Raw genomic sequence first — 22,086 nt, 5'->3', positions numbered from 1 at the left:
GTTCGCTATGACTAAGGGTGCGGTATGACTGACATCACAGCCGCCGCTGCTCCGCCGGCCGTCGTCGGCCGCTCGCTCTGGGGCGATGCATGGGCGCGGCTCAAAGCCAACCGCGCCGCCATGTTCAGCCTCTATTATCTGGCTTTCATCGGCGTCATCAGCATATTCGGGCCCTGGTTTGTGCCGCATCAATACACCACCATCTATGCCGACTATGTGCGCACGCCGCCAAGCTTCTCAGCCTATCCAAAGGCCGACATGATCGAGACAGCGCTGACGGATGCGATCAAGCGCATGCGCGTCGACATCAAGGAGTGGAAACAGGACGGCAGTCGCGTCACCGTCACCGTTACCTCGACCAAGCCGATCGACGAGCGCAACATCCGCTACCTCGACCGCTCCGATGCCTTCGACGACACCAAGATAGAGAGCAAGTCGCCCGACGGTCTCGAAGTGACGATGAGCGCGTCGGTCAAGCAGCAATATTTCCTGTTCGGCACCGACAACACCGGCCGCGATCTGTTGTCCCGCACGCTGATGGCAGGCCGCATTTCACTGGCCATCGGCCTGCTTGCCGGCATTGTCGCCGTGGTCATCGGCGTCCTCTACGGGGCGGCGGCCGGCTTTTCCGGCGGCAAGATCGACGAGGTGATGATGCGCATCGTCGACGTGCTTTATTCGCTGCCCTTCATCTTCTTCGTCATCATGCTGGTGGTGTTCTTCGGCCGCAACTTCGTGCTGATGTTCTTAGCGGTCGGGGCGGTGCTGTGGCTCGACATGGCGCGCATCGTGCGCGGCCAGGCGCTGTCGATACGCCGCCAGGAATACGTCCAGGCGGCCGAAGCCATGGGCGTCGGCCAGCGCGGCATCCTGATCCGCCATGTCATCCCCAATCTGCTCGGACCGGTGGTGATCTACATGACGCTGCTGGTGCCGCAGGTCATCATCCTGGAAAGCTTCCTGTCCTTCCTCGGCCTTGGCGTGCAGGAGCCGATGACCAGCTGGGGCGTGCTGATATCGGTCGGCGCCAAGAACATCGGCACCGCCAACTGGCTGCTCCTGTTCCCCGCCTTCTTCCTCGTCTCGACGCTATTTGCGCTGAACTTCGTTGGCGACGGCCTGCGCGACGCGCTCGACCCAAGGGATCGATAAAAATGGGGATCGATAAAGATGGGAACCGTTGAGATGGGAACTCCCGAAACGATCCTCAGCGTCAAGGACCTCCGCGTCCGCTTCCGCACGCTCGACGGCGCGGTCGAAGCCGTCAAGGGCATCAACATTCACGTCAAGGCGGGCGAAACCGTTGCCGTGGTCGGGGAATCCGGTTCCGGCAAGAGCCAGACGATGATGGCGGCGATGAGCCTGCTGGCGTCCAACGGCGAGGCGACAGGTCACGTCGATTATCGCGGCCGCAACCTGTTGACGCTGAGCAAGTCCGACCTCAACAAGGTGCGCGGTGCCAAGATCAGCATGATCTTCCAGGAGCCCATGACCTCGCTAGATCCGCTCTATTCGATCGGCAACCAGCTGATGGAACCGATCCGGAAGCATCGCGGGCTGAACGCGGCCGAGGCGCGGGAAGAGGCGCTCAAGCTCTTGCGGCTGGTGCATATTCCCGATCCCGAGCGGCGGATGAAATCCTATCCGCACGAAATGTCGGGCGGCCAGCGCCAGCGCGTCATGATCGCCATGGCGCTGGCCAACGACCCCGACATTCTGATCGCCGACGAGCCGACGACGGCGCTCGACGTCACCATCCAGGCACAGATCCTGATGCTGCTCGCCGAATTGCAGCGCAAGCTCGGCATGGCCATCGTCTTCATCACCCACGATCTCGGCATCGTCCGGCGCTTCGCCGACCGAGTCTATGTCATGCGCTATGGCGAAGTGGTCGAGGAGGGCCAGGCCGAGGCCCTGTTCGCCAATCCGCAGCATGCCTATACGAAAATGCTTCTGGCCGCCGAGCCGACCGGCACCAAGGCGCCGCCGCCAGCCAATGCGCCGGTGCTGCTCGAAGGCAGGAATGTCGAAGTGACTTTCAAGATCGGCGGCGGCTTCCTCGCCGGCGAGCCGCTACTGCTACGCGCCGTCGACCACATTTCGATCCGGCTGAAGCGCAACCAGACCATCGGCATTGTCGGTGAATCCGGTTCGGGAAAATCGACGCTCGGTCGCGCACTGCTCCGGCTGCTGCCGAGCGATGGCGTCATCCGCTTCGGGGATCGCGACATTTCCACCGCCGACCGCCAGGCCATGCGGCCACTGCGGCGCGAGATGCAACTCGTCTTCCAGGATCCGTTCGGCTCGCTGTCGCCGCGCATGACCGTCGGCCAGGTCATCACCGAAGGGCTTCTGGTGCATGAGCCGAATCTGTCTGGCAAGCAACGCGATCAACGCGCGGTCGAGGCCTTGCTCGAGGTTGGCCTCGATCCCAACGCACGCAACCGCTACCCGCACGAATTCTCCGGCGGCCAGCGCCAGCGCGTCGCCATCGCGCGGGCCATGATTCTGAAGCCCAAACTGGTGGTGCTGGACGAGCCGACTTCCGCCCTCGATCGGTCGGTGCAGAAACAGATCGTCGAATTGCTGCGCAAGCTGCAGGCCGACCACGAACTGTCCTACCTCTTCATCAGCCACGACCTTGCGGTCGTGCGTGCCATGGCCGACTACATCATCGTCATGAAGCAAGGCAAGATCGTCGAGGAAGGGCCGACCGAAGAGATCTTCAGCAACCCGCAGGCCGCCTATACGCAGACGCTGATGAACGCTGCGATCGATGTCACGCGGTTCCGGTTGAGTGCTTGAGACGTGACGCGGAGCAGATCGTCAGGGTAGGGCCAGTTCGCTTAGCCCGCTGACCCGGGGCATTTGTTGGCTCTTGCCACGACGAGCGCATCTTCTTGCTGCTTCAGCCTTTCGATCCTGGCCGTCTCTCGGTTGGCGACAGCGGTCTTCACACGTGCGCCGCCGAGCAGCCAGTTCGGCACGCTGGTGTTGGCGACCTTGCCGCGGGTGATGGCGGTCTGCGAGATGTCGCGCGCGGTATCGCCCACGGCATTGTTGAGCTCGGCGCAGGACATGCTGTCGTATTTCGCCGGGTTGACCGTGCCGCCCAGCGACGAGCAGCCTGTCGCCAGCGACAGAGCAAGCAGCGCTGACAGCCGGCTTGCGTTCGAAATCGACAAATTCATCTTCCGCAAACCTCGTTCGGCGCCGCTGTCTTGGTGGTTGTCCTATTATCGAGGTAGCGCAGATGGATGTCTCGTCAAAATAGCATGCCGACACCGGACGCCGATGCGGCCGGTTTGGCTTTAAGGTATCTTGTGGAATGTCGGGAGGAACGGACACCTAAGTGTCTGTTTTTTCTGGTCGGAGTGGCAGGATTTGAACCTGCGACCCCCTCGTCCCGAACGAGGTGCGCTACCAGGCTGCGCTACACTCCGTGACCAGACCGCGGGCTTATAGCTGCCGCATCCCGTTCCTGCAAGCGGCAATGGCAGCGCTTCTGTCGCATTTCCCTCGCTTTCGTCGGGCGTTGCCGCAAAGCTCGGATTTCCCGCCGGGATAAACCCGGCTTAAAGCCTTGTGTGCTAAGTGGCAGGCTCGATAAATCGTGTTTTCGCAATCTGGAGCTCTGCTGCCTTGCCCCTGAAAATCGTAGGCGACGCCCGGCCCAACAGCCTCGAATTCGAAACGCAAGCGCTGATCAAGGCGTCCGGTTTTCGCGAGTATGATGCGCGCTGGTGGTTCGGCCACCCGGGCTCGGCGCAGCCGCCGGAACTGAACCTGATCGGCGTCCAGGCGCTCGGCATGGGGCTGGGCACGTTGATTCGCCGTCTTGGTGCGGGACCAGACATCGTTACCGGCCACGATTTCCGCGCCTATTCGCTCGGCATCAAGCTGGCGCTGGTCTCCGGCCTGATGGCTGCGGGCGCCAGGGTGAAAGACATCGGCCTGGCGCTGTCGCCGATGGCTTATTTCGCCCAGTTCGCCCTCGACACACCGTCCGTCGCCATGGTCACGGCGTCTCACAATGAAAATGGCTGGACCGGGGTCAAAATGGGCGCGGCGCGGCCGCTGACCTTCGGGCCGGCGGAGATGAGCGCGCTGAAACAGATCGTGCTGTCGGGCGATTTCGATCTTGCCGGCGGCGGGTCCTACGATTTCGTCTCCGGTTTTCGCGAGACTTATCTCGACGATCTCGTCGGCGGCAAGCACATCGCGCGCAAGCTCAGGGTTGTGGCCGCATGCGGCAATGGCACCGCCGGTGCCTTTGCGCCGCAGGCGCTGGAGCGCATCGGCTGCGAGGTGATCCCGCTCGACGTCGATCTCGACCACACTTTTCCGCGCTACAATCCGAACCCGGAGGACATGCAGATGCTGCATGCCATCAGGGACAAGGTTCTGGATTCCGGCGCCGATGTCGGGCTGGGCTTCGACGGTGACGGCGACCGTTGCGGCGTGGTCGACAACGAAGGCAACGAGATTTTTGCGGACAAGGTCGGCGTCATGCTGGCGCGCGACATTTCCAGCCAGTATCCCGGCTCGACCTTCGTCGTCGACGTCAAGTCGACGGGCCTGTTCAACACCGATGCAGTGCTGCGCACCAATGGTGCCGTCACCGATTACTGGAAGACCGGCCATTCCTACATCAAGCGCCGCGTGGCCGAGCTCGGTGCTGTCGCCGGCTTCGAGAAATCTGGCCATTTCTTCTTCAACCCGCCGATCGGCCGCGGCTATGATGATGGCCTTATCACCGCGATCGCCATTTGCGAGATGCTCAACCGCAACCCAAAGCGTTCGATGGCCGATCTCCATCGCGCACTGCCGCTGACCTATGGCACGCCAACCATGTCGCCACATTGCGCCGACGAGGTGAAATACAGCGTGGTCGAACGCGTGGTGGCGGACTTCCAGTCCATGCAGCGGGAAGGCGCCAGCTTTGCCGGCCAGAAGATATCAGACTTGATCACCGTCAACGGCGTGCGTGTCGTGGCTGAGGACGGTACTTGGGGCCTGGTGCGGGCGTCGTCGAACAAGCCGGAGCTTGTCGTGGTTGTCGAAAGCCCGGTATCGTCGGCCCGCCGCCGCCAGATGTTCGAGGCTGTCGACGCCGTGCTGCGCCGCAATCCTGAAGTCGGCGCCTATAACCAGACCTTTTGATTGGGCCTTTCATGTCCGAGCGCATTGTCAGTTTTGTCATGAGTGGCGGTGTCGGCTCGCGGCTCTGGCCACTGTCGCGCGAGGACAATCCAAAGCAGTTCCACGATCTTTCCGGCGACGGCTCGATGCTGGCCAAGACCTTGCGTCGGCTGACGGCGCGGCCGGAAGGTGAGACGCCGATCTTCCTGATCGCCGCCGAGCGCCATGCCGAGCGCGTCCATGCCGACCTTGCCGGTCTTGACCTCTCTGGCGGCGGTCCGTTGTTCGAGCCGACCGGCCGCAACACCGCCGCCGCTGTTGCCTTGGCTGCGCTGCGTACATTGTCGGAGTTCGGCGACAGCCTGGTTCTGGTGGTGCCGTCAGACCATGAGATCGCCACGCCGAAACAGTTCTGGCAAAGCATCGAGGCGGGCTCTCAGGCAGCGCTTGCCGGTCGTCTCGTCGTGTTCGGCATCAAGCCGACACAGCCCGAAACCGGATATGGCTATATCGAGGTTGCAGCCGAAAGCGGCGGCGTCTTCGACGTCTCGCGCTTCGTCGAAAAGCCCGACTTGGCTTCCGCCGAAAGCTACCTCAAGGCGGGCACCTTCTACTGGAACACCGGTATCTTCCTGTTTCGCGCCGGCGCCATGCGCGACGCCTTTGCGGCCTTCCAGCCCGATATCTGGCAGGCCACCGAAGCGGCCTACAAGGCGGCGACATCGGATCTGTCCGGCCTCTATATGCCGCTGGACCTTTACGCCGCTATTCCGTCGAACTCGATCGACTACGCCATCATGGAGCGGGCAAAAGACATCGCCATGGTGCCGGCCGGCTTCCGTTGGAACGATCTCGGCTCGTGGCAGTCGCTGCTCGATGTCGGCCCTGCCGACGCCAAGGGCAATGTCGTCGTCGGCGATGTCGTCGCTATCGACTGCGAGAACTCCTACATCAGAAGCGACGGACGGCTGTTGTCGGCAATCGGCATGAAGGACGTTGCCATCGTCTCGACGGCGGACGCCACCTTTGTCGCTCCGGTGAGCCACAGCCAGCACGTGAAGAAGATCGTCGAGCAGCTGGAGAAATCGGGCCGGCTGGAAACCAGGTTCACGCCTGCGCATGACCGCGTGATCGAAAGCGGCGCCTGGCGGCGGCGTGTGCATCACTGGCTGTTCGAGGAGACCTTGCCGTTGTGGTCTACGGCTGGCGTCGACGAACGCCATGGCGGTTTTCATGAGGCGTTGGGTTTCGACGGCAATCCGCTGTTGAAGCCCAAGCGCATGCGCACCACCGCCAGACAGGTCTATGCCTTCGCCGTAGCCAAGGCGCGTGGTTGGGATGGTCCGGCCGACCGCATGATTAGCCATGGCATTGCCTTCATGGCCGGCAAGGGCCGCACCGATCGCGGCGGCTGGGTGCGCACGCTCAATGTCGACGGCTCCGTCGCCGACGCCACCGAGGATGCCTACGACCATTCCTGCGTGCTCCTGGCACTGGCGCATGCGCATATCTGCGGCCACCCGGATGCGCTTCGGCTGGGTGAGGAAACCTTCTCGTTCCTCGATACACATCTCGAGGACAGCCGCATGACCGGGTTTCTCGAAACGCCCGACGGCGAGGGCGAACGGCACTCCAACCCGCATATGCATCTGCTCGAAGCCTTCCTGGCCTGGTACGAGGCGACCGGCGACCGCACCTATCTGCGCCGCGCCGCCCGCATCATCGACCTCTTCCGCAGCCATTTCTTCGATGCCGAGAGCTGGACGCTGGGCGAATTTTTCGACGCAGGATGGAAGCCGGCCGCCGGCGAGAGGGGCACATGGACCGAGCCCGGCCATCATTTCGAATGGGCCTCGCTGCTTACGGATTTTGCCGCCCGCAGCGGCCAGAGCGAGTTGAGCAATTTTGCCCGAAAACTCTATGCCTCGGCCATCGCCAACGGCCTCAACCGCGCCACCGGCCTTGCCTATGGCGCGGTCTCCCGGCAAGGCATGCCGCTCGACCTCGTGTCGCGCAGCTGGCCACAGGCCGAAGCCATCAAGGCGGCGATTGCGCTGGATGGTTCTGGCGGCCCCGACCTCAAGCCCGAAATCGAGGCGCGCGTTGGCCGGCTGTTCCGCTGGCACATCGACCCGGCCCCGCTCGGCCTGTGGATCGACCGCATCGACGAACGCGGCCGCTCACTGGCATCGGACGTGCCGGCCAGCATTTTCTACCACCTGGTCTGTGCGCTGACGCAGTATCTGGATGGGACGGCGGAGGGGTGAAGCCCTAATACGGGCTCGCCACATCCCCGGTCTCCACATACACCGCCTTCAACTGCGAATAGAGCGCCAGCGCCGCCAGCGAATTCTCCCGGCCGATGCCGGATTGCTTCACTCCGCCGAACGGGATTTCCACCGGCGTCAGATTGTAGGCGTTGATCCAGCACGTGCCGGCCTGCAGCTCGGCAATCACCCGATGCGCGCGCTGAATGTCGCGGGTAAACACACCAGCGGCGAGGCCGAATTCGGTGTCGTTGGCGCGGTCGATCACCTCGTCCTCGCCGTCGAATTTCAGCACGCTCATCACCGGTCCGAAAATCTCCTCGCGCGCAATGCGCATGGTGTCGGTGACACCGGTGAACACCGTCGGCTCGACGAAGAAGCCACCATCGAAACCTTGCAGCGCCGGCACGTTGCCACCGCAGGCGAGCGTCGCGCCATCCTGCTGACCGGCCTTGACATAGGAAACGACCTTCTCCTGCTGCACCTTGTTCACCAACGGTCCCATCTGCGTCTCCGGGTCGAGAGGATCGCCGATGCGGATCTTTTTCGTCCGCTCGACCAGCCGGTCGACGAAACGGTCATGGATGCCGCTCTGCACGAAGACGCGCGTGCCGTTGGAGCAGATCTGACCGGTGGAGTAAAAATTGCCGAGCATGGCGCCGCCGATGGCGTTTTCGAGATCCGCATCATCGAAAACGATCAGCGGTGACTTGCCGCCCAGCTCCATCGTGGCGTGCTTCATCTTGGAACCGGCAAGCGACAGCACCTTGCGGCCGGTCGGCACCGAGCCGGTCACCGAGACTTTTGCAACGACATCATGGCCGACCAGGCCGGCGCCGACATCGCCATAGCCCTGCACAACGTTGAACAGCCCGTCGGGCAGTCCGGCCTCTGAGTAGATTTCGGCCAGCGCCAGCGCCGACAGCGGCGTGTTCTCCGACGGCTTGAACACCATGGCGTTGCCCATGGCGAGCGAGGGCGCGGATTTCCAGCCGGCGATCTGGATCGGATAGTTCCAGGCGCCGATGCCGACGCACACACCGAGCGCCTCCCGCCGCGTATAGGCAAAGGGTCCGCCGAGATCGATGGCCTCGCCGTTGAAGGCAGCGACCGCGCCGCCGAAATATTCGAGGCAGTCGGCGGCCGAAGGCGCATCCGCCACCAGCGTTTCCTGGATCGCCTTGCCGGTATCGAGTGTCTCGATGCGGGCGAGGTCGGCGTTGCGGGCGCGCAGAATGTCGGCGGCGCGGCGCAGAATGCGGCCGCGCTCCACCGGCTTCATCCGCGCCCAGGCGGGCTGCGCCGCGCGTGCGGCTTCGATCGCCAACTCCAGCACATTCGGCGTCGCCGAATGCAGCGTGGCGATGACCTCGCCGGTCGCCGGATAGATCACCGGCAACGGTGCGCCGCCTACGTCCTCGATGTAGCGGCCGTTGACATAGTGCGATGCCGTTGGCTGGGCGCGCATATGAATTCTCCAATGATCTTCGCTGGACAATGCCCTATCGATCCGCGACCTGCCAGCGCGGATTGATCCAGGGTTCCTGGTTGGACGGCGCCAGCGGCGTGCGGCCGAGAATGTGGTCGGATGCCTTCTCGCCGGTCATGATCGACGGGGCGTTGAGGTTGCCGTTGGTGACGCGCGGGAAGATCGAGGAGTCCGCGACCCGCAGGCCCTCGACGCCGATGACCCGGCACTCCGGATCGACCACGCTCATCATGTCATCGGCGCGGCCCATCTTGCAGGTGCCGCACGGGTGGTAGGCACTCTCGGCATGATCCCGGATGAAGGCGTCGAGATCCTCGTCCGATTGAACATGCGAACCCGGCGAGATTTCCTTGCCACGGAAGCTGTCAAAAGCCTTCTGGCCGAAGATCTCGCGGGTCAGCCTGATGCAGTGGCGGAACTCCGTCCAGTCGTCCGGATGCGACATGTAGTTGAAGCGTATGACCGGCGTCGCTTTCGGGTCTGGCGAGCGCAGTGTCACCGAGCCGCGCGACTTCGAACGCATCGGCCCGACATGCGCCTGGAAGCCGTGCGCCTTCGCCGCTGCCTTGCCGTCATAGCGGACCGCCGCCGGGATGAAGTGATACTGGATGTCGGGGTAGTCGACACCGGCTTGAGAGCGCACGAAGGCCGCGGCCTCGAAATGATTGGTGGCGCCGAGACCTGTCTTGAAGAACAGCCACTGCGCCCCGATCAGCGCCTTGGAGAACGGGTTGAGCACTGAGTTCAGCGTGATCGGCTGCGTGGATTCCTGCTGGATGTAGAGCTCCATATGATCCTGCAGATTGCGGCCGACGCCGGGGCGGTCGGCAATCACCTCGATGCCGTTTTCGGCGAGATGAGCGGCCGGGCCGATGCCGGACAGCATCAGGATCTTGGGCGAATTGATCGACGACGCGGCAACGATCACCTCACGTCGTGCCTTAACGACCTGAATCTGTTTGTGAGCTTCGATCTCGACGCCGACGGCGCGTTGATTCTCGATGATCACGCGGCGGGCGAAGCCTTTGACCACGCTGACATTTTGCCGTTTGAGAGCCGGCTTCAGATAGGCTGATGCCGCCGACCAGCGGCGGCCGCCGCGTATTGTCTGCTCCATCGGCCCGAAGCCTTCCTGCTTCGAACCATTATAGTCGTCGGTCAGCTCGAACCCGGCCTGGCGGCCGGCCTCAACAAAGGCGCCATAGAGCGGATTCTTGCGCGGGCCGCGCTGGACATGAAGCGGGCCACCGTGGCCGCGCCAGCCGTCCTCGCCGCCATCATTGTCTTCCATCCGCTTGAAGTAGGGCAGCACGTCGGCGAAGCCCCAGCCGGTCGCGCCCTCTTCGGCCCAGTGGTCGAAGTCGCGCGCATGGCCGCGCACATAGACCATCCCGTTGATCGATGAAGAGCCGCCGATCACCTTGCCGCGCGGCGTCGCCAGCACGCGGCCGCCGAGATGCGGCTCCGGCTCGCTGGCAAAGCCCCAGTCGTAGAGGCTCATGTTGAGCGGGATGGAAAGGGCCGACGGCATCTGGATCAGCGGCCCGATATCGGTGCCGCCGAACTCGATGACGATGACCGAATGCTTGCCGTCTTCTGACAGCCGGTAGGCCATGGCCGAGCCGGCGGAGCCGGAGCCGATGATAACGAAATCTGCTTCAAGCATGGTTCATATGCGCCATGAAATCGGCGAGCGAAACGTTGCCGCCGGTAGCCACAACCAGGACGGTTTTACCCGCCACATCCACCGTGCCGTCGAGCAGTGCCGCCAGCGACGCCGCGCCTGACGGCTCCAGCACCAGCTTCATCCGTTCGAAAGCGATCTTCATGGCGCGCCGGACCGAGGCGTCGTCGACAGTGATGCCGCGCACGCCGGCGGCCTTGACCGCCGCGAAGGGCGCATCGCCCGGCCGCCGCGACATCAGCCCGTCGCAGATCGACTTCGGCGCGATCGGCATGGTCTCGATGGCGCCATGCGCCAGCGATGAACCCATGCCGTTGAACCCTTCCGGTTCGACACCGATGATCTGGGTTGCCGGCGACAGATAGTGGAAGGCGAGCGACACGCCACCGATCAGCCCACCGCCGCCGACCGAGCAGAACAACAGGTCGGCGCTGGCACCCTTCGCCTCGAGTTGCTCGAGCGCTTCCAGCCCAGCGCCGGCCTGGCCGGCAACAATCTCCGGATCGTCGAACGGGTGCAGCAGCGCAAGGCCTTCGGTCTCGGCGATCTCGCGCGCCTTGGTGGCTGCCACTTCTTCACGCGCGCGCTCGCCGTGGTCGGTCAGCACGACCCTGGCGCCATAGCCGGCGGTGGCGTCGCGCTTGGCGGCCGGCGCGTCGATCGGCATGACGATGGTGACGGGAATGCCCAGCGCCTGGCCGGCGGCCGCCAGCCCTTGCGCGAAATTGCCGGAGGAATAGGCGACGACGCCTTTCTTCGCTTCATCCGGTGACAGACGCTTCAGCCGCCAATAGGCCCCGCGCACTTTGAACGAGCCGGCCCATTGCAGCGATTCCGGTTTGATGAAAACGCGCGCCGCACCCGTCTCTTTGGCGAGTGCCGCCGATTCCAGCAAAGGCGTGATCTGCGTTGCCTGCGAGGTGACCGCATAGGCCTGCTTGAGGTGGTCGAGGGATGGTACAAGAATGGTCATCATTCGCCTCGCGGATACCGCTTGCTCTCTTCGAGATTGTCCAGGTTCATGTGGTTGCGCATGTAGCGTTCCGACGCCTTTTGCAGCGGCTGGAAATCCCAGGGGTAGTAAGCGCCGTTGCGCAGTGCCGGGTAGACGACCCAGCGGCGCGCCTGGCTCTCACGCACGGCGGCGTCGAAACCCGCCATGTCCCAGCGCGCCCGGACCGTTCTCGTGAAAGCAGCCACAAGCTCGGCATGCGCCGGATCGGCGGCAAGATTGACGCGCTCGAGCGGATCGGCTTCGAGGTCGAACAGTTGCGGCGGGTCGAGCTCGCAATGGATGAATTTGTAGCGGCCGTCGCGGATCGCCACCAGCGGCGCGTAGGAGCCCTCCGCGGCATACTCCAGCAGCACAGGTGCGGTGCGCTGCCCGCCCTCGGTGAGCGGCAGCAGCGACTGGCCGTCGGTCCATGGCGCGATCGCGCTCATGTCGATGCCGGCGAGATCGCACAGCGTCGGCGTGACGTCGAGATTGGAGACCGGCGCCTCGATCACCCCGGCCGGAACGCCCTTCCCGGCGATCATCAGCGGCACGCGGGCTGAACCCTCGAAGAAGCTCATCTTGAACCAGAGGCCGCGCTCGCCCAGCATGTCGCCGTGATCCGAGCAGAACAGGATGGTTGTGTCGTCGGACATGCGTGTCCGCTTCAGTACGTCCAGAAGCTCGCCGAGCTTGTCGTCGACATAGGAGATGTTGGCGAAATAGCCGCGTCGCGAGCGACGGACCTGCTCCGGGGTGATCTCGAAGGACGGATAGTCGCTGGCATGGTAGAGCCGCTGCGAATGCGCGTCCTGATCGTCCTGCGCGATGAACCCCGTCTCCGGGTCCAGCGCCTGGCAGTGCTCGTAGAGGTCCCAGTACTGCTTGCGCGCCACATAGGGATCGTGCGGATGCGACAGCGAAACGGTCAGGCACCAGGGCCGGCGGGCCGCATCGTCCTGATCGCGCGAAAGCTGGTACAGCTTCTGCGTCGCCAGGAACACGACCTCGTCGTCATATTCCATCTGGTTGGTCGTCTCGGCGATGCCTGCTCCTGTCACCGAACCCAGATTGTGGTACCACCATTCGATGCGCTCGCCGGGCTTGCGATAGTCCGGCGTCCAGCCGAAATCGGCAGGATAGATATCGGTCGTCAGCCGCTCCTCGAAACCATGCATCTGGTCCGGCCCGACGAAATGCATCTTGCCCGACAGGCAGGTGTAGTAGCCGGCGGCGCGCAGATGGTGGGCGAAGGTCGGGATCGAGGAGATGAATTCGGCGGCATTGTCATAGACCCCGGTGCGCGACGGCAACTGACCGCTCATGAACGAAGCGCGGCCCGGCGCGCAGAGCGGTGACGCGGTGTAGTTGTTGGCAAAGCGTGCCGAACGCGCTGCCAGTGCCTTCAGATGCGGCGCGTGCAAAAAGTCCGCCGGCCCATCGGGAAACATGGTGCCGTTGAGCTGATCGACCATGACGATCAGTATGTTGGGTCGCTTGCCGGTCACTGTCGCCCGCCGAGTTTGGTTTCCAGATAATCCTCGACCAGCGCGATCGCGGTGGCTGCGTCCGGCACGCCGTCCTTCAGCGCGCGCCTGATGTAGAGGCCGTCGATCAACGCTGCGGTTGCTTCCGCCGCGCGATCGGCTTCGTGCCTGGCTAGGATGCCGGTCAGCCCGCTCATCAGGTTGGAATGCAGCCGCCGCGCATAGACCCTGAGCAGCCGGCGCAAGGCCGATGACTTCTGCGCCTCGACATAGAAGGCGAGCCAGGAAGCGATGGTTTCCGGCCGGAACTGGATGTCGGAGAAATTGACGGCCACAACGGCCGAAACGCGTTCGCGCGGCGAACCGGCCGATTGCAGCGCCCGCCGCATGTCGATCGTCAGTTCGGCCAGTATGTGCCGCATAGTCGCCAGCAGCAGTTCGTCCTTGGCGCCGAAATAGTGATGCGCCAATGCCGACGACACTCCGGCGCGTCCGGCGATTTCCGACATGGTCACGTCAAGCGAGCCGCGCTCGCCGATCGCCGAGATCGTCGCGTCGATGAGCGCCTTGCGGCGCAACGGCTCCATTCCGACTTTCGGCATTGTTGTTCCCGGTTCTGTGCCCGCAGATTATTTTTTATTGATCCGTCAATCAACAAAAAATCGACTCGATTGCAGCCTGCACCAAGCGATTGTCGGCTTGCGGCCCTTTTCGAAGAGGGAGGGATTGTTTATATTTGAACAATAAAGGCGAAGTGCGCCATATGAGCCCCATGTTAGGCTGGCGCCAAGGATGGAGACCGCCATGACCGCATGCATCGTTGGCTGGGCGCATTCGCGCTTCGGCAAGCTCGAAGGCGAGACGCTGGAAGGGCTGATCACCAAGGTCGCGGTCGACGCGCTGGACCATGCCGGCATCGGCCCGGATGAGGTCGACGAGATCGTGCTCGGCCACTTCAACGCCGGCTTTTCCCCGCAGGATTTCACCGCCAGCCTGGTGCTGCAGGCCGACGACCGGCTGCGCTTCAAGCCGGCGACCAGGGTCGAGAATGCCTGCGCCACCGGCTCTGCCGCGGTCCGCCAAGGCATCCGCGCCATCGATGCCAATGCAGCGCGCATCGTGCTGGTGGTCGGTGCCGAGCAGATGACTACGACGCCCGGTCCCGAGATCGGCAAGAACCTGCTCAAGGCGTCCTACCTGCCGGAGGAGGGCGACACCCCTGCCGGTTTCGCTGGCGTCTTCGGCAAGATCGCGCAGGCCTATTTCCAGCGCTACGGCGACCAGTCGGATGCGTTGGCCATGATTGCCGCCAAGAACCACAAGAACGGCGTCGACAATCCCTATGCGCAGATGCGCAAGGATTTCGGCTTTGAGTTCTGCCGCCATGAAAGCGAGAAGAACCCCTTCGTCGCCGGTCCGCTCAAGCGCACAGACTGCTCGCTGGTCTCCGATGGTGCCGCTGCCCTCGTGCTGGCCGACACGTCGACGGCGCTGAAGATGCGCCGCGCGGTTGCTTTCAGGGCCAACGAGCATGTTCAGGATTTCCTGCCGATGTCGAAGCGCGACATCCTGTCGTTCGAAGGCTGCGAGCAGGCCTGGAACCAGGCGCTGAAAAAGGCCGGCGTGACGCTCGACGATCTCTCTTTCGTCGAGACGCATGACTGTTTCACCATCGCCGAACTGATCGAATATGAGGCGATGGGCCTGGCCAAGCCCGGCGAAGGCGCAAAACTGGCGCTGGACGGCACGACCGCCAAGGACGGCCGGCTGCCGGTCAATCCATCCGGTGGGCTGAAGGCCAAGGGCCACCCGATCGGCGCCACCGGCGTGTCGATGCATGTGCTGTCCGCCATGCAATTGACCGGCGAGGCCGGCGGCATCCAGGTGCCTGGCGCCAAGCTCGGCGGCATCTTCAACATGGGCGGCGCTGCCGTCGCCAACTACGTTTCCATTCTCGATCGGATCAGATAAACCGCCCTGCATTTGCGGGAGGTGACATGTCGAATCCGGTTCTGGTCGAAGTTTTGCGCGGCGCGATCGTCGAGAGCGCCCATCGCGGCGCTGTGGCTGTCTTCGATGGCGACGGCAAGCCGGTCCTGGAGATCGGCGATACGGCGCGCCCGGTGTTTCCGCGCTCCGCGGTCAAGGCGATCCAGGCACTGCCTTTGGTCGAAACGGGTGCTGCCGATGCGTACGGCTTCGGCGACCGCGAACTGGCGCTCGCCTGCGCCTCGCATTCGGGCGAGCCGGCGCATGTCGAACTGGCGCAGGCCATGCTGGCCAAGGCCGGTCTCGACAAATCGGCGCTGGAGTGCGGCGCGCATTGGCCTTCCAGCCATGGTGCGGAGATTGCGCTGGCCCGCGCAGGCGGCTCGCCAAATGCGCTGCACAACAATTGTTCCGGCAAGCATTCCGGCTTTCTCTGCACCTGCGTGCACTCAGGCATGGCCCACCAGGGCTACGTCAAGGCCGGCCACGGCCTGCAGGAGATGGTGCGCGACGCCATGCAGGCGGTGACCGGCGCTGCCCACGATGCCGATGACCGGGCCATCGATGGCTGCTCGATCCCGACCTACGCCGTGCCGCTGAAAAGGTTTGCGCTGGGCTTTGCCCGTATGGCGACGGGCAGGAGCTTTGGCCCTGAGCGCGCCAAGGCCGCCAAACGTTTGCTGGCAGCCTGCATGGCCGAACCTTTCCTGGTTGCCGGCACCGGCAAGGCGGACGTCGCGCTGATGCAGGCCGCGCCCGGCCGCATCTTCGTCAAGACCGGCGCCGAGGGCGTCTATTGCGCCGCCATTCCGGAGCTTGGCCTCGGCATTGCGTTGAAATGCGACGACGGCGCCGGCCGAGCCGCCGAGGTCATGATCGCAGCGGTGCTGGCAAAACTTCTCAGCGCCGACGAGGCGCTGGCGGCAAATCTGCTGGAGCAGACCAATCCAGCAATCGAAAGCCGCATCGGCGCCAAAGTCGGCTCGCTACGCCCGACTGCGGCGCTTAGCTGACGCGGTTTCGCTCGACCGTCAGATGCGCATAGCCGGTATCGCTTGACCGCGCGAGGTCGCCGGTCGCCGGTTCGGCCCAGCGCTGACCGATGATGGCGCCGTTCCTGGCGCCCTCGATGACATTGTCGGAAATGATGGCGTTTCCCGCGCCCTCGACCACGGTGACGGCAATGCCGGTCCCGGCGTTGCGGATGATGTTTCCCGTCGCCACCACATTGCGCATATAGGCGCCCCAGCCGATCTGCATGCCGTAGAGCGGCGCGTTCTCGATGACGTTGCCCGAGACGGCGGTGTCGGCCTCGACGCTGATACCGACGCCGAAGCCCGGCGCATCGGCGGGGTAGGGGCCCGTGGTCGAGAGATTACGCACGATGTTGTTCGAGCACACGCCCATGCGGCCGCCCTCGTTGAAATTGACGATCGAAATGCCGTTGGCCGCACCGTCGACGATGTTGTTGCCGATGATGGCGCCTTCGAAGGAGAATTCGGAATAGAGCGCGGTTTCGCCCGAACGCGAGCAGGTGTTGCCGGTCACCTGCAGATTGCTGGAACTGTTGGCGCGGATCGCCGAAAAGGCGCAGTCGGAGACGATGTTGCCGGTAATGGAGACATTGCCGGCGCGGAAGGCGTTGATGCCGTTGCCGTTCTGGCCCGTGCCGCCGCTGCGCGCACCGATCCGCTGGACACGGTTGCCGCTGACGATGGTGCCGTCTTCGGCCTGCTGCCAGCGATGCACGAGAATGCCGCCATTGCCGCAGTCGGACACGATATTGCCGGAGATCGCCAGGCCGGCCGCCTCGACGGAATAAATGCCGGCGTCAGCTGCCCCCGTTATTTCGGAACGCTCGACGCGGCCCGCCGCATGCTCGAGCGCCAGGCCGTGCTTGCCGCTGCCTGTAATCTGGCAATTGTCGATGACGAGATGAGCGACGCGACGCAGATCGAGCAGACCCTGCGCGCCATCGGCCAGCCAGTTGTTGGCACCGTCGAAGACCAGCCCGGTGAGTTCGATATGCTCTGCCTGTTCGGCCGTCAGCAAATGGCCGTTGCCGCCATAAAGAATGCGCGAGGCGCCAGGCACGCCGGAGAGCCTGACACGGGCGGGCATGGTCAGGTTGGATACCAAATAGTTTCCGGGGGGCAGGAACACTGGCATGTTGCGTTCGCTGGCCTCGGCAAGCATCCTGGCAAAGGGCTTGCTCTGGTCGTCCGCTGCGTCCGGCTGCACGCCAAGCTCGGCGGCGTCGATCGAGCCACGCGTTGCCGTCTTTGCCGAGGCCTTGCCCAGCGAAAGACCGAGCACGGCAAAGCCAGCCGTTCCCTTCAGCAGCGCTCGTCTGTTCAACATCAGCACATCCCTTGCGATCGCCCGGCTAATCGCAGGAATCATGCCAGCCGCAGAGGTGTTCGCCCGGCCATAGTCCGGCGAATGACCGGGCTCGGCAAGTGGCTTGTACAGTCGCCGAAGCGGGCCTAAGTTTACCCGATGAGCAGAGCTTTTACGCGCGAAGAAGACAGCGAAAACGCCATTGCCGGCATTGGCGAGCGGCCGATCAGCCCGCACCGCAATCTGGTCACGGAGCGCGGTCTGGCGCAGATCGAGGAAAATCTTGCCGATCTGCGCGACATACTGGCCAAAGCCGAGCGAAAAGCCGATCGCGAGCGTATTGCCGTCGTCTCGCGCGACCTGCGCTACTGGACTGCGCGCCGCGAAAGCGCCGAGCTTTCCGTACCCGAACCGGGGAGCGACCAGGTGCGTTTCGGCATGGGCGTCACGCTGGAAAGCGATGACGGCAAGAAGGTGCACTGGAAGATCGTCGGCGAGGATGAAGCCGATCCGTCAAAGGGCAGCATTTCCCACGTCTCGCCAATGGCGGTGGCGCTGTTCGGCAAGAAGGTCGGCGACGTCGCACACGTCAACGGCAAGGAATGGGAAATCGTCAAGCTGTCGGACAACTGATGCCGGCCGTCAGGAGCTACACAGCCAGCTTTTGCAGTTCAGCCTCGTATTCATCCATGGTGGCGCGGGCGTACGCATCTGCCGTTCCACATCGGTGCTTTCCACCGGCGTCAGAACAATGCCGCTACCGGTTTCGATGATCTCGAGTTGATCGCCCAATTGCAGTTTCAGGCCGTCGAGAATTTCTCGCGGCAAGATCAACGCGCCTGATCCGTCATGGAGCCTGTGGATAGCAGTTTTCACGGCTTTTGATTGCATTCGCCACTGTGGCACAACTTTGCGTGGCGGAAAAGCGGTCTTTGGTTCAGCCCGCCAGCAGCCGATCCAGCAGCCGATCCGCCGCTTCCGGGATAACCGTGCCCGGCGGGAATATCTCTGCAGCACCCGCTGCCAGCACCGCGTCATAGTCCTGCGGCGGGATGACGCCGCCGGCGACGATCAGTATGTCGGCGTGGCCGAGTTTCTTCAGCGTATCGCGCAGTTCGGGGATAAGCGTAAGATGTCCCGCCGCCAGCGACGAGGCGCCGATGATATGGACGTCCTGCGCGACCGCCAGCTTGGCGATCTCTTCCGGCGTCTGGAACATTGCGCCGACGGTGACGTCGAAGCCGAGATCGGCGAAGGCCGTGGCGATGACCTTCTGGCCGCGATCATGGCCGTCCTGTCCCATCTTGGCCACCAGGATGCGCGGCTTGCCGCCGGACTTCTTCTCGAAGGCTTCGAGCTTCTCCAGCAGCCTGTCGACCGTCAGATTGTCGCCAAGCGCGTTGCGATAGACGCCGGAGATCGTCTGCACCGAGGCGACGTGACGGCCAAAGACCTTTTCCAGCGCCAGCGAGATCTCGCCAACGGTGGCGTTGGCGCGCGCGGCGCGGATGGCGAATTCCAGCAGGTTTTCGTTACCCTGCGCGGCGCGGGTCAGCGCATCGAGCGCGCTCTCGACTGCGCCGACATTGCGCGTGCCTTTCAGGTTCTGCAGCTTCGACAACTGCCGGGCCCTGACCTCGGCATTGTCGATCTTCAAGACATCGACCTCGATGTCGTTCTCCGGCCGATGCGCATTGACGCCGACCAGCATCTGCTCGCCGGAATCGATGCGCGCCTGCGTACGCGCCGCCGCCTCTTCGATGCGCAGTTTCGGGATGCCCTGCTCGGTCGCCGCCGCCATGCCGCCGAGGGCCTCGACCTCTTCGATGTGGGCAAGCGCGCGCGCCGCAAGATCATGCGTCAGCCGCTCCAGATAGGCCGAGCCGCCCCATGGATCGATGATGCGGGTGGTGCCGGATTCCTTTTGCAGGATCAGCTGCGTGTTTCGGGCGATGCGGGCGGAATGGTCGGTCGGCAGCGCCATCGCCTCGTCGAAGGAGTTGGTGTGCAGCGACTGCGTATGTCCCTGCGTCGCCGCCATCGCCTCAATCATTGTGCGGGTGATGTTGTTGTAAGGGTCCTGCGCCGTCAGCGACCAGCCGGAGGTCTGGCAATGGGTGCGCAGCGACAGCGAGCGTTCGTCCTTCGGCGCAAAATTCTTCTGCATCAGCGTCGCCCACAACAGGCGCGCGGCGCGGAGCTTGGCGACCTCCATGAAGAAGTTCATGCCGATCGCCCAGAAGAAGGAAAGCCGCGGTGCAAACCGGTCGATGTCGAGACCGGCGGCGACGCCCGCACGGGCATATTCGATGCCGTCGGCGATGGTGTAGGCGAGTTCCAGGTCCGCCGTCGCACCGGCCTCCTGCATGTGATAGCCGGAGATCGAGATCGAGTTGAACTTCGGCATGTGCTGGGAGGTGTAGGAGAAGATGTCCGACACGATCCGCATCGAAGGTTTCGGCGGATAGATGTAGGTGTTGCGGACCATGAACTCCTTCAGGATATCGTTCTGGATGGTGCCGGCGAGATCCTTCTGCGCAACGCCCTGTTCTTCCGCCGCCACAATGTAGAGCGCCATGATCGGCAGCACGGCGCCGTTCATGGTCATCGACACCGTCATTTCGCCGAGCGGGATGCCGTCGAACAATTGCCGCATGTCGAGGATGGAATCGATGGCCACGCCCGCCATGCCGACATCGCCTGATACGCGCGGGTGGTCGCTGTCATAGCCGCGATGGGTGGGCAGATCGAAGGCGACCGACAGGCCCTTCTGGCCGGCGGCGAGATTGCGGCGGTAGAAGGCGTTGGATTCCTCCGCCGTCGAGAAGCCGGCATATTGCCGGATGGTCCAGGGCTGCTGGACATACATTGTGGGGTAGGGCCCGCGCACGAAGGGCGGCATGCCCGGATAGGTATCGAGATGGGTGAGCCCCTTGAGGTCGCCCTGCGTGTAGAGATGCTTGACGGCAATGCCTTCCGGTGTCAGCCGCTGGCCCTTGACCTCGACGGGCGCGCGCCGTGGCGCCGACCAGCCGATCTCTGAGAAATCCGGGATCACGGTGCGGCTCCGATTGACTGGTCGATGCGAACCGGAAACAGGGCTTCGCAAACCGTCACGCCCTCGGTGAAGGGAGGCCGCCGCTCGGCCGCCAGCGTCTCGACCGGGACCTCGCTTTTCGCCGGGTAAAGCGTGGTGCCGATGATTGCTCGTTCACCCGACCGGTAGGCCTCGGCGCGGCGCTCGGATGCTGCCTTGACGCGCTTCTGGATATGGCCTTGCTGCAGGCTCACCAGAACGCCGCCTTCCGCCTCGATCCTCTGGAATTCTTCCCACGCCGCTTCGCACAGGCCCAGCGTCAGCGCCTCGACCGCGCCCGAGCCATAGGCGGGGTCGGCGACGTGGTCGATATGGCTTTCATTGGCCATGATCAGCTGTGCGTTGCGGGCGACACGTCGGGCAAAAGGTGCCGGCAGGCCATGAGCGATCGTGTGCGGCAGGATGGAGATCGAATCGGCGCCGCCGGCGGCCGCGGCAAAACCGGCGATCGCAGTGCGTAGAATATTGGTCTCGGGGTCGGCTGCCGTCATCATGCGGAACGACGTCTCGGCATGGATGTTGGCGGTGGAGGCCGGGATCGAGCACGTCTCCTGGATCCGCGCCCACAGCCTGCGCAAGGCTCTGAGCTTGGCCGTCGACAGGAACTGGTCTTGGTCGACGCTCAGCGCAAAGCCGATATGCGGTGCGGCATAGACAAGCGGCTGGCGCGCGTCCTCGAACATCCTGAGATAGGAGACCGCGGAGGCAAGCATGGTGCCGAGTTCCTGCGCCTCGGTGGCGCCGGCATTGTGGAAGACGCGCCCGTCGGCCTCGAGCAGTACGCCTGGCACGCCCAGCGAAAAGAAATGCGCCAGCGATTGCGGCATCGATGCCTGCAACGCCTCGATCGACATCCGCAGCCGGCCGGTTCCGGCGAAGATCGCCGCCGGGTCGATGCCGAAGGAGAGGTTGAGCTTCGTCGGGTCGGAGCGGCGCTTGCTCAGGAACGCCACCAGCCAGTCGGCCACGGCGCGGCTCCAGGGATGGGCGTCGATGCGGATCTGCGTGCGGTTGAGCGGTATGCCATCCAGCACCGTCTCCAGCGCCTGCGCGGTCCTCGGCAGGCCATAGCCGAACGCATTCGGGGCGCCTTCGAAGACCAGCGACAATCCCGTCGCGCCTTGCGCAACATCGTCGAGAGCCTGCGCCTTGGCACGGCCGATATCGGGATCATCGATGCGCTGGCTTACGATCCAGGGCGATCCGGGATTGGCGCGAACAAGCGGTTCGGCGCCAGCAGCGCGGTCGTAGAGCGGCTCTATGCGAATGGCGTCGTCGGTGTGCGAGACCAGCTTGTCCTCGAAGGAGGCGCCGGCAAGCGCCTTTTCGGCCAAGGCCAGCCAACGCTGGCGCTCTGCATCAGCGGGTTCGACACTCCTGGTCAAGGCTCCGGCGCCCATCCATGTTCCTCGTTCTTATGCGGCCGCACCAGCCTCAGCACTCCAGTCTACGGTTCCCCGCCCGATATCGCAATGCAATGCGCCTGCACGGACCCAATTCGGTCGGCTGACATATGTGTACCTGCGTGGACGAACCATGAACGATTGCCAAACACCGGCAAAATCCGCAAGCTCCAAAAACCAATTTGGACAATTGG

The 22,086-nt window shown here is 63.8% G+C and carries 17 protein-coding genes and 1 tRNA gene; 7 read left to right on the top strand and 11 right to left on the bottom strand.

Annotated elements, in window-relative coordinates:
• Positions 1 to 24 precede the first annotated feature (24 nt).
• Positions 25 to 1,152, top strand: coding sequence for an ABC transporter permease (locus tag ACWGTI_RS07870; protein ID WP_454586581.1), 1,128 nt, complete (start codon positions 25 to 27; stop codon positions 1,150 to 1,152).
• A gap of 33 nt (positions 1,153 to 1,185) precedes the next feature.
• Positions 1,186 to 2,805 carry an ABC transporter ATP-binding protein gene (locus ACWGTI_RS07865; protein ID WP_454586580.1) on the top strand — a complete coding sequence of 540 codons (1,620 nt, stop codon included), beginning with the start codon at positions 1,186 to 1,188 and terminating at the stop codon, positions 2,803 to 2,805.
• Between the two features lie 41 nt (positions 2,806 to 2,846).
• Here ACWGTI_RS07865 and ACWGTI_RS07860 read toward each other — a convergent pair whose 3' ends face one another.
• Both ACWGTI_RS07860 and ACWGTI_RS07855 read right to left on the bottom strand, forming a co-directional pair.
• Positions 2,847 to 3,191 carry a hypothetical protein gene (locus tag ACWGTI_RS07860; protein WP_454586579.1) on the bottom strand — a complete coding sequence of 115 codons (345 nt, stop codon included), beginning with the start codon at positions 3,189 to 3,191 and terminating at the stop codon, positions 2,847 to 2,849.
• A 175-nt stretch (positions 3,192 to 3,366) separates the two neighbouring features.
• Positions 3,367 to 3,443: transfer RNA gene (locus ACWGTI_RS07855), tRNA-Pro, on the bottom strand.
• 199 nt (positions 3,444 to 3,642) lie between these two features.
• Between ACWGTI_RS07855 and ACWGTI_RS07850 the strand changes: the two genes are divergently transcribed.
• A complete protein-coding gene (locus tag ACWGTI_RS07850; RefSeq protein ID WP_454586578.1) occupies positions 3,643 to 5,163 on the top strand; it encodes a phosphomannomutase/phosphoglucomutase in 1,521 nt (506 codons plus the stop codon).
• A gap of 11 nt (positions 5,164 to 5,174) precedes the next feature.
• Positions 5,175 to 7,409 carry a mannose-1-phosphate guanylyltransferase/mannose-6-phosphate isomerase gene (locus tag ACWGTI_RS07845; RefSeq protein WP_454586577.1) on the top strand — a complete coding sequence of 745 codons (2,235 nt, stop codon included), beginning with the start codon at positions 5,175 to 5,177 and terminating at the stop codon, positions 7,407 to 7,409.
• A 4-nt stretch (positions 7,410 to 7,413) separates the two neighbouring features.
• Here the strand turns inward: ACWGTI_RS07845 and betB are convergent, their stop codons facing one another.
• Genes betB through betI form a run of 5 tightly spaced genes read right to left on the bottom strand, consistent with a single transcriptional unit; the run spans position 7,414 to position 13,665 of the window.
• Entirely contained in the window at positions 7,414 to 8,877 is a 1,464-nt protein-coding gene (gene betB, locus ACWGTI_RS07840; protein ID WP_454586576.1) for a betaine-aldehyde dehydrogenase, read from the bottom strand.
• A gap of 34 nt (positions 8,878 to 8,911) precedes the next feature.
• Positions 8,912 to 10,564: a choline dehydrogenase gene (gene betA / locus ACWGTI_RS07835; protein ID WP_454586575.1), complete on the bottom strand. Its 1,653-nt coding sequence runs from the start codon at positions 10,562 to 10,564 to the stop codon at positions 8,912 to 8,914.
• On the bottom strand, positions 10,557 to 11,558 hold the full coding sequence (locus ACWGTI_RS07830) for a threonine/serine dehydratase (protein ID WP_454586574.1): 1,002 nt from the start codon (positions 11,556 to 11,558) through the stop codon (positions 10,557 to 10,559). Before ACWGTI_RS07830 ends, betA begins: the two co-directional genes overlap by 8 nt.
• A complete protein-coding gene (gene betC, locus ACWGTI_RS07825) occupies positions 11,555 to 13,084 on the bottom strand; it encodes a choline-sulfatase (protein ID WP_454586573.1) in 1,530 nt (509 codons plus the stop codon). The genes ACWGTI_RS07830 and betC overlap by 4 nt, the downstream gene beginning before the upstream one ends.
• Positions 13,081 to 13,665, bottom strand: a complete 585-nt coding sequence (betI, locus tag ACWGTI_RS07820) for a choline-binding transcriptional repressor BetI (protein ID WP_454586572.1) — start codon at positions 13,663 to 13,665, stop codon at positions 13,081 to 13,083. The genes betC and betI overlap by 4 nt, the downstream gene beginning before the upstream one ends.
• Positions 13,666 to 13,867: 202 nt before the next feature.
• Between betI and ACWGTI_RS07815 the strand changes: the two genes are divergently transcribed.
• A complete protein-coding gene (locus ACWGTI_RS07815; RefSeq protein ID WP_454586571.1) occupies positions 13,868 to 15,034 on the top strand; it encodes an acetyl-CoA acetyltransferase in 1,167 nt (388 codons plus the stop codon).
• 26 nt (positions 15,035 to 15,060) lie between these two features.
• Complete coding sequence (locus ACWGTI_RS07810; RefSeq protein WP_454586570.1) at positions 15,061 to 16,065, top strand: asparaginase; 1,005 nt, start codon at positions 15,061 to 15,063, stop codon at positions 16,063 to 16,065.
• Here ACWGTI_RS07810 and ACWGTI_RS07805 read toward each other — a convergent pair.
• Positions 16,058 to 17,413, bottom strand: coding sequence for a TIGR03808 family TAT-translocated repetitive protein (locus ACWGTI_RS07805; RefSeq protein WP_454586569.1), 1,356 nt, complete (start codon positions 17,411 to 17,413; stop codon positions 16,058 to 16,060). The two genes, ACWGTI_RS07810 and ACWGTI_RS07805, sit on opposite strands and share 8 nt — an antisense overlap.
• Before the next feature lie 138 nt (positions 17,414 to 17,551).
• Here ACWGTI_RS07805 and greA point away from each other — a divergent pair, with 138 nt between their 5' ends.
• Positions 17,552 to 18,025 carry a transcription elongation factor GreA gene (greA, locus tag ACWGTI_RS07800; protein ID WP_454586568.1) on the top strand — a complete coding sequence of 158 codons (474 nt, stop codon included), beginning with the start codon at positions 17,552 to 17,554 and terminating at the stop codon, positions 18,023 to 18,025.
• A 9-nt stretch (positions 18,026 to 18,034) separates the two neighbouring features.
• Here greA and ACWGTI_RS07795 read toward each other — a convergent pair whose 3' ends face one another.
• From ACWGTI_RS07795 to ACWGTI_RS07785, 3 genes are read right to left on the bottom strand one after another with little or no spacing between them, the layout of a single operon-like run.
• A complete protein-coding gene (locus ACWGTI_RS07795; protein WP_454586567.1) occupies positions 18,035 to 18,283 on the bottom strand; it encodes an AbrB/MazE/SpoVT family DNA-binding domain-containing protein in 249 nt (82 codons plus the stop codon).
• Between the two features lie 46 nt (positions 18,284 to 18,329).
• The gene (gene scpA, locus ACWGTI_RS07790) at positions 18,330 to 20,450 is read right to left on the bottom strand and encodes a methylmalonyl-CoA mutase (RefSeq protein WP_454586566.1); all 2,121 of its coding nucleotides are present in this window, start codon (positions 20,448 to 20,450) and stop codon (positions 18,330 to 18,332) included.
• A complete protein-coding gene (locus ACWGTI_RS07785; RefSeq protein WP_454586565.1) occupies positions 20,447 to 21,889 on the bottom strand; it encodes a methylmalonyl-CoA mutase subunit beta in 1,443 nt (480 codons plus the stop codon). Before ACWGTI_RS07785 ends, scpA begins: the two co-directional genes overlap by 4 nt.
• Positions 21,890 to 22,086 lie beyond the last annotated feature (197 nt).

Source organism: Mesorhizobium sp. ArgA1 (assembly GCF_053714375.1).
The sequence above is the reverse complement of the archived record's forward strand: the minus strand, read 5'-3'. Positions and strand labels throughout refer to the sequence as shown.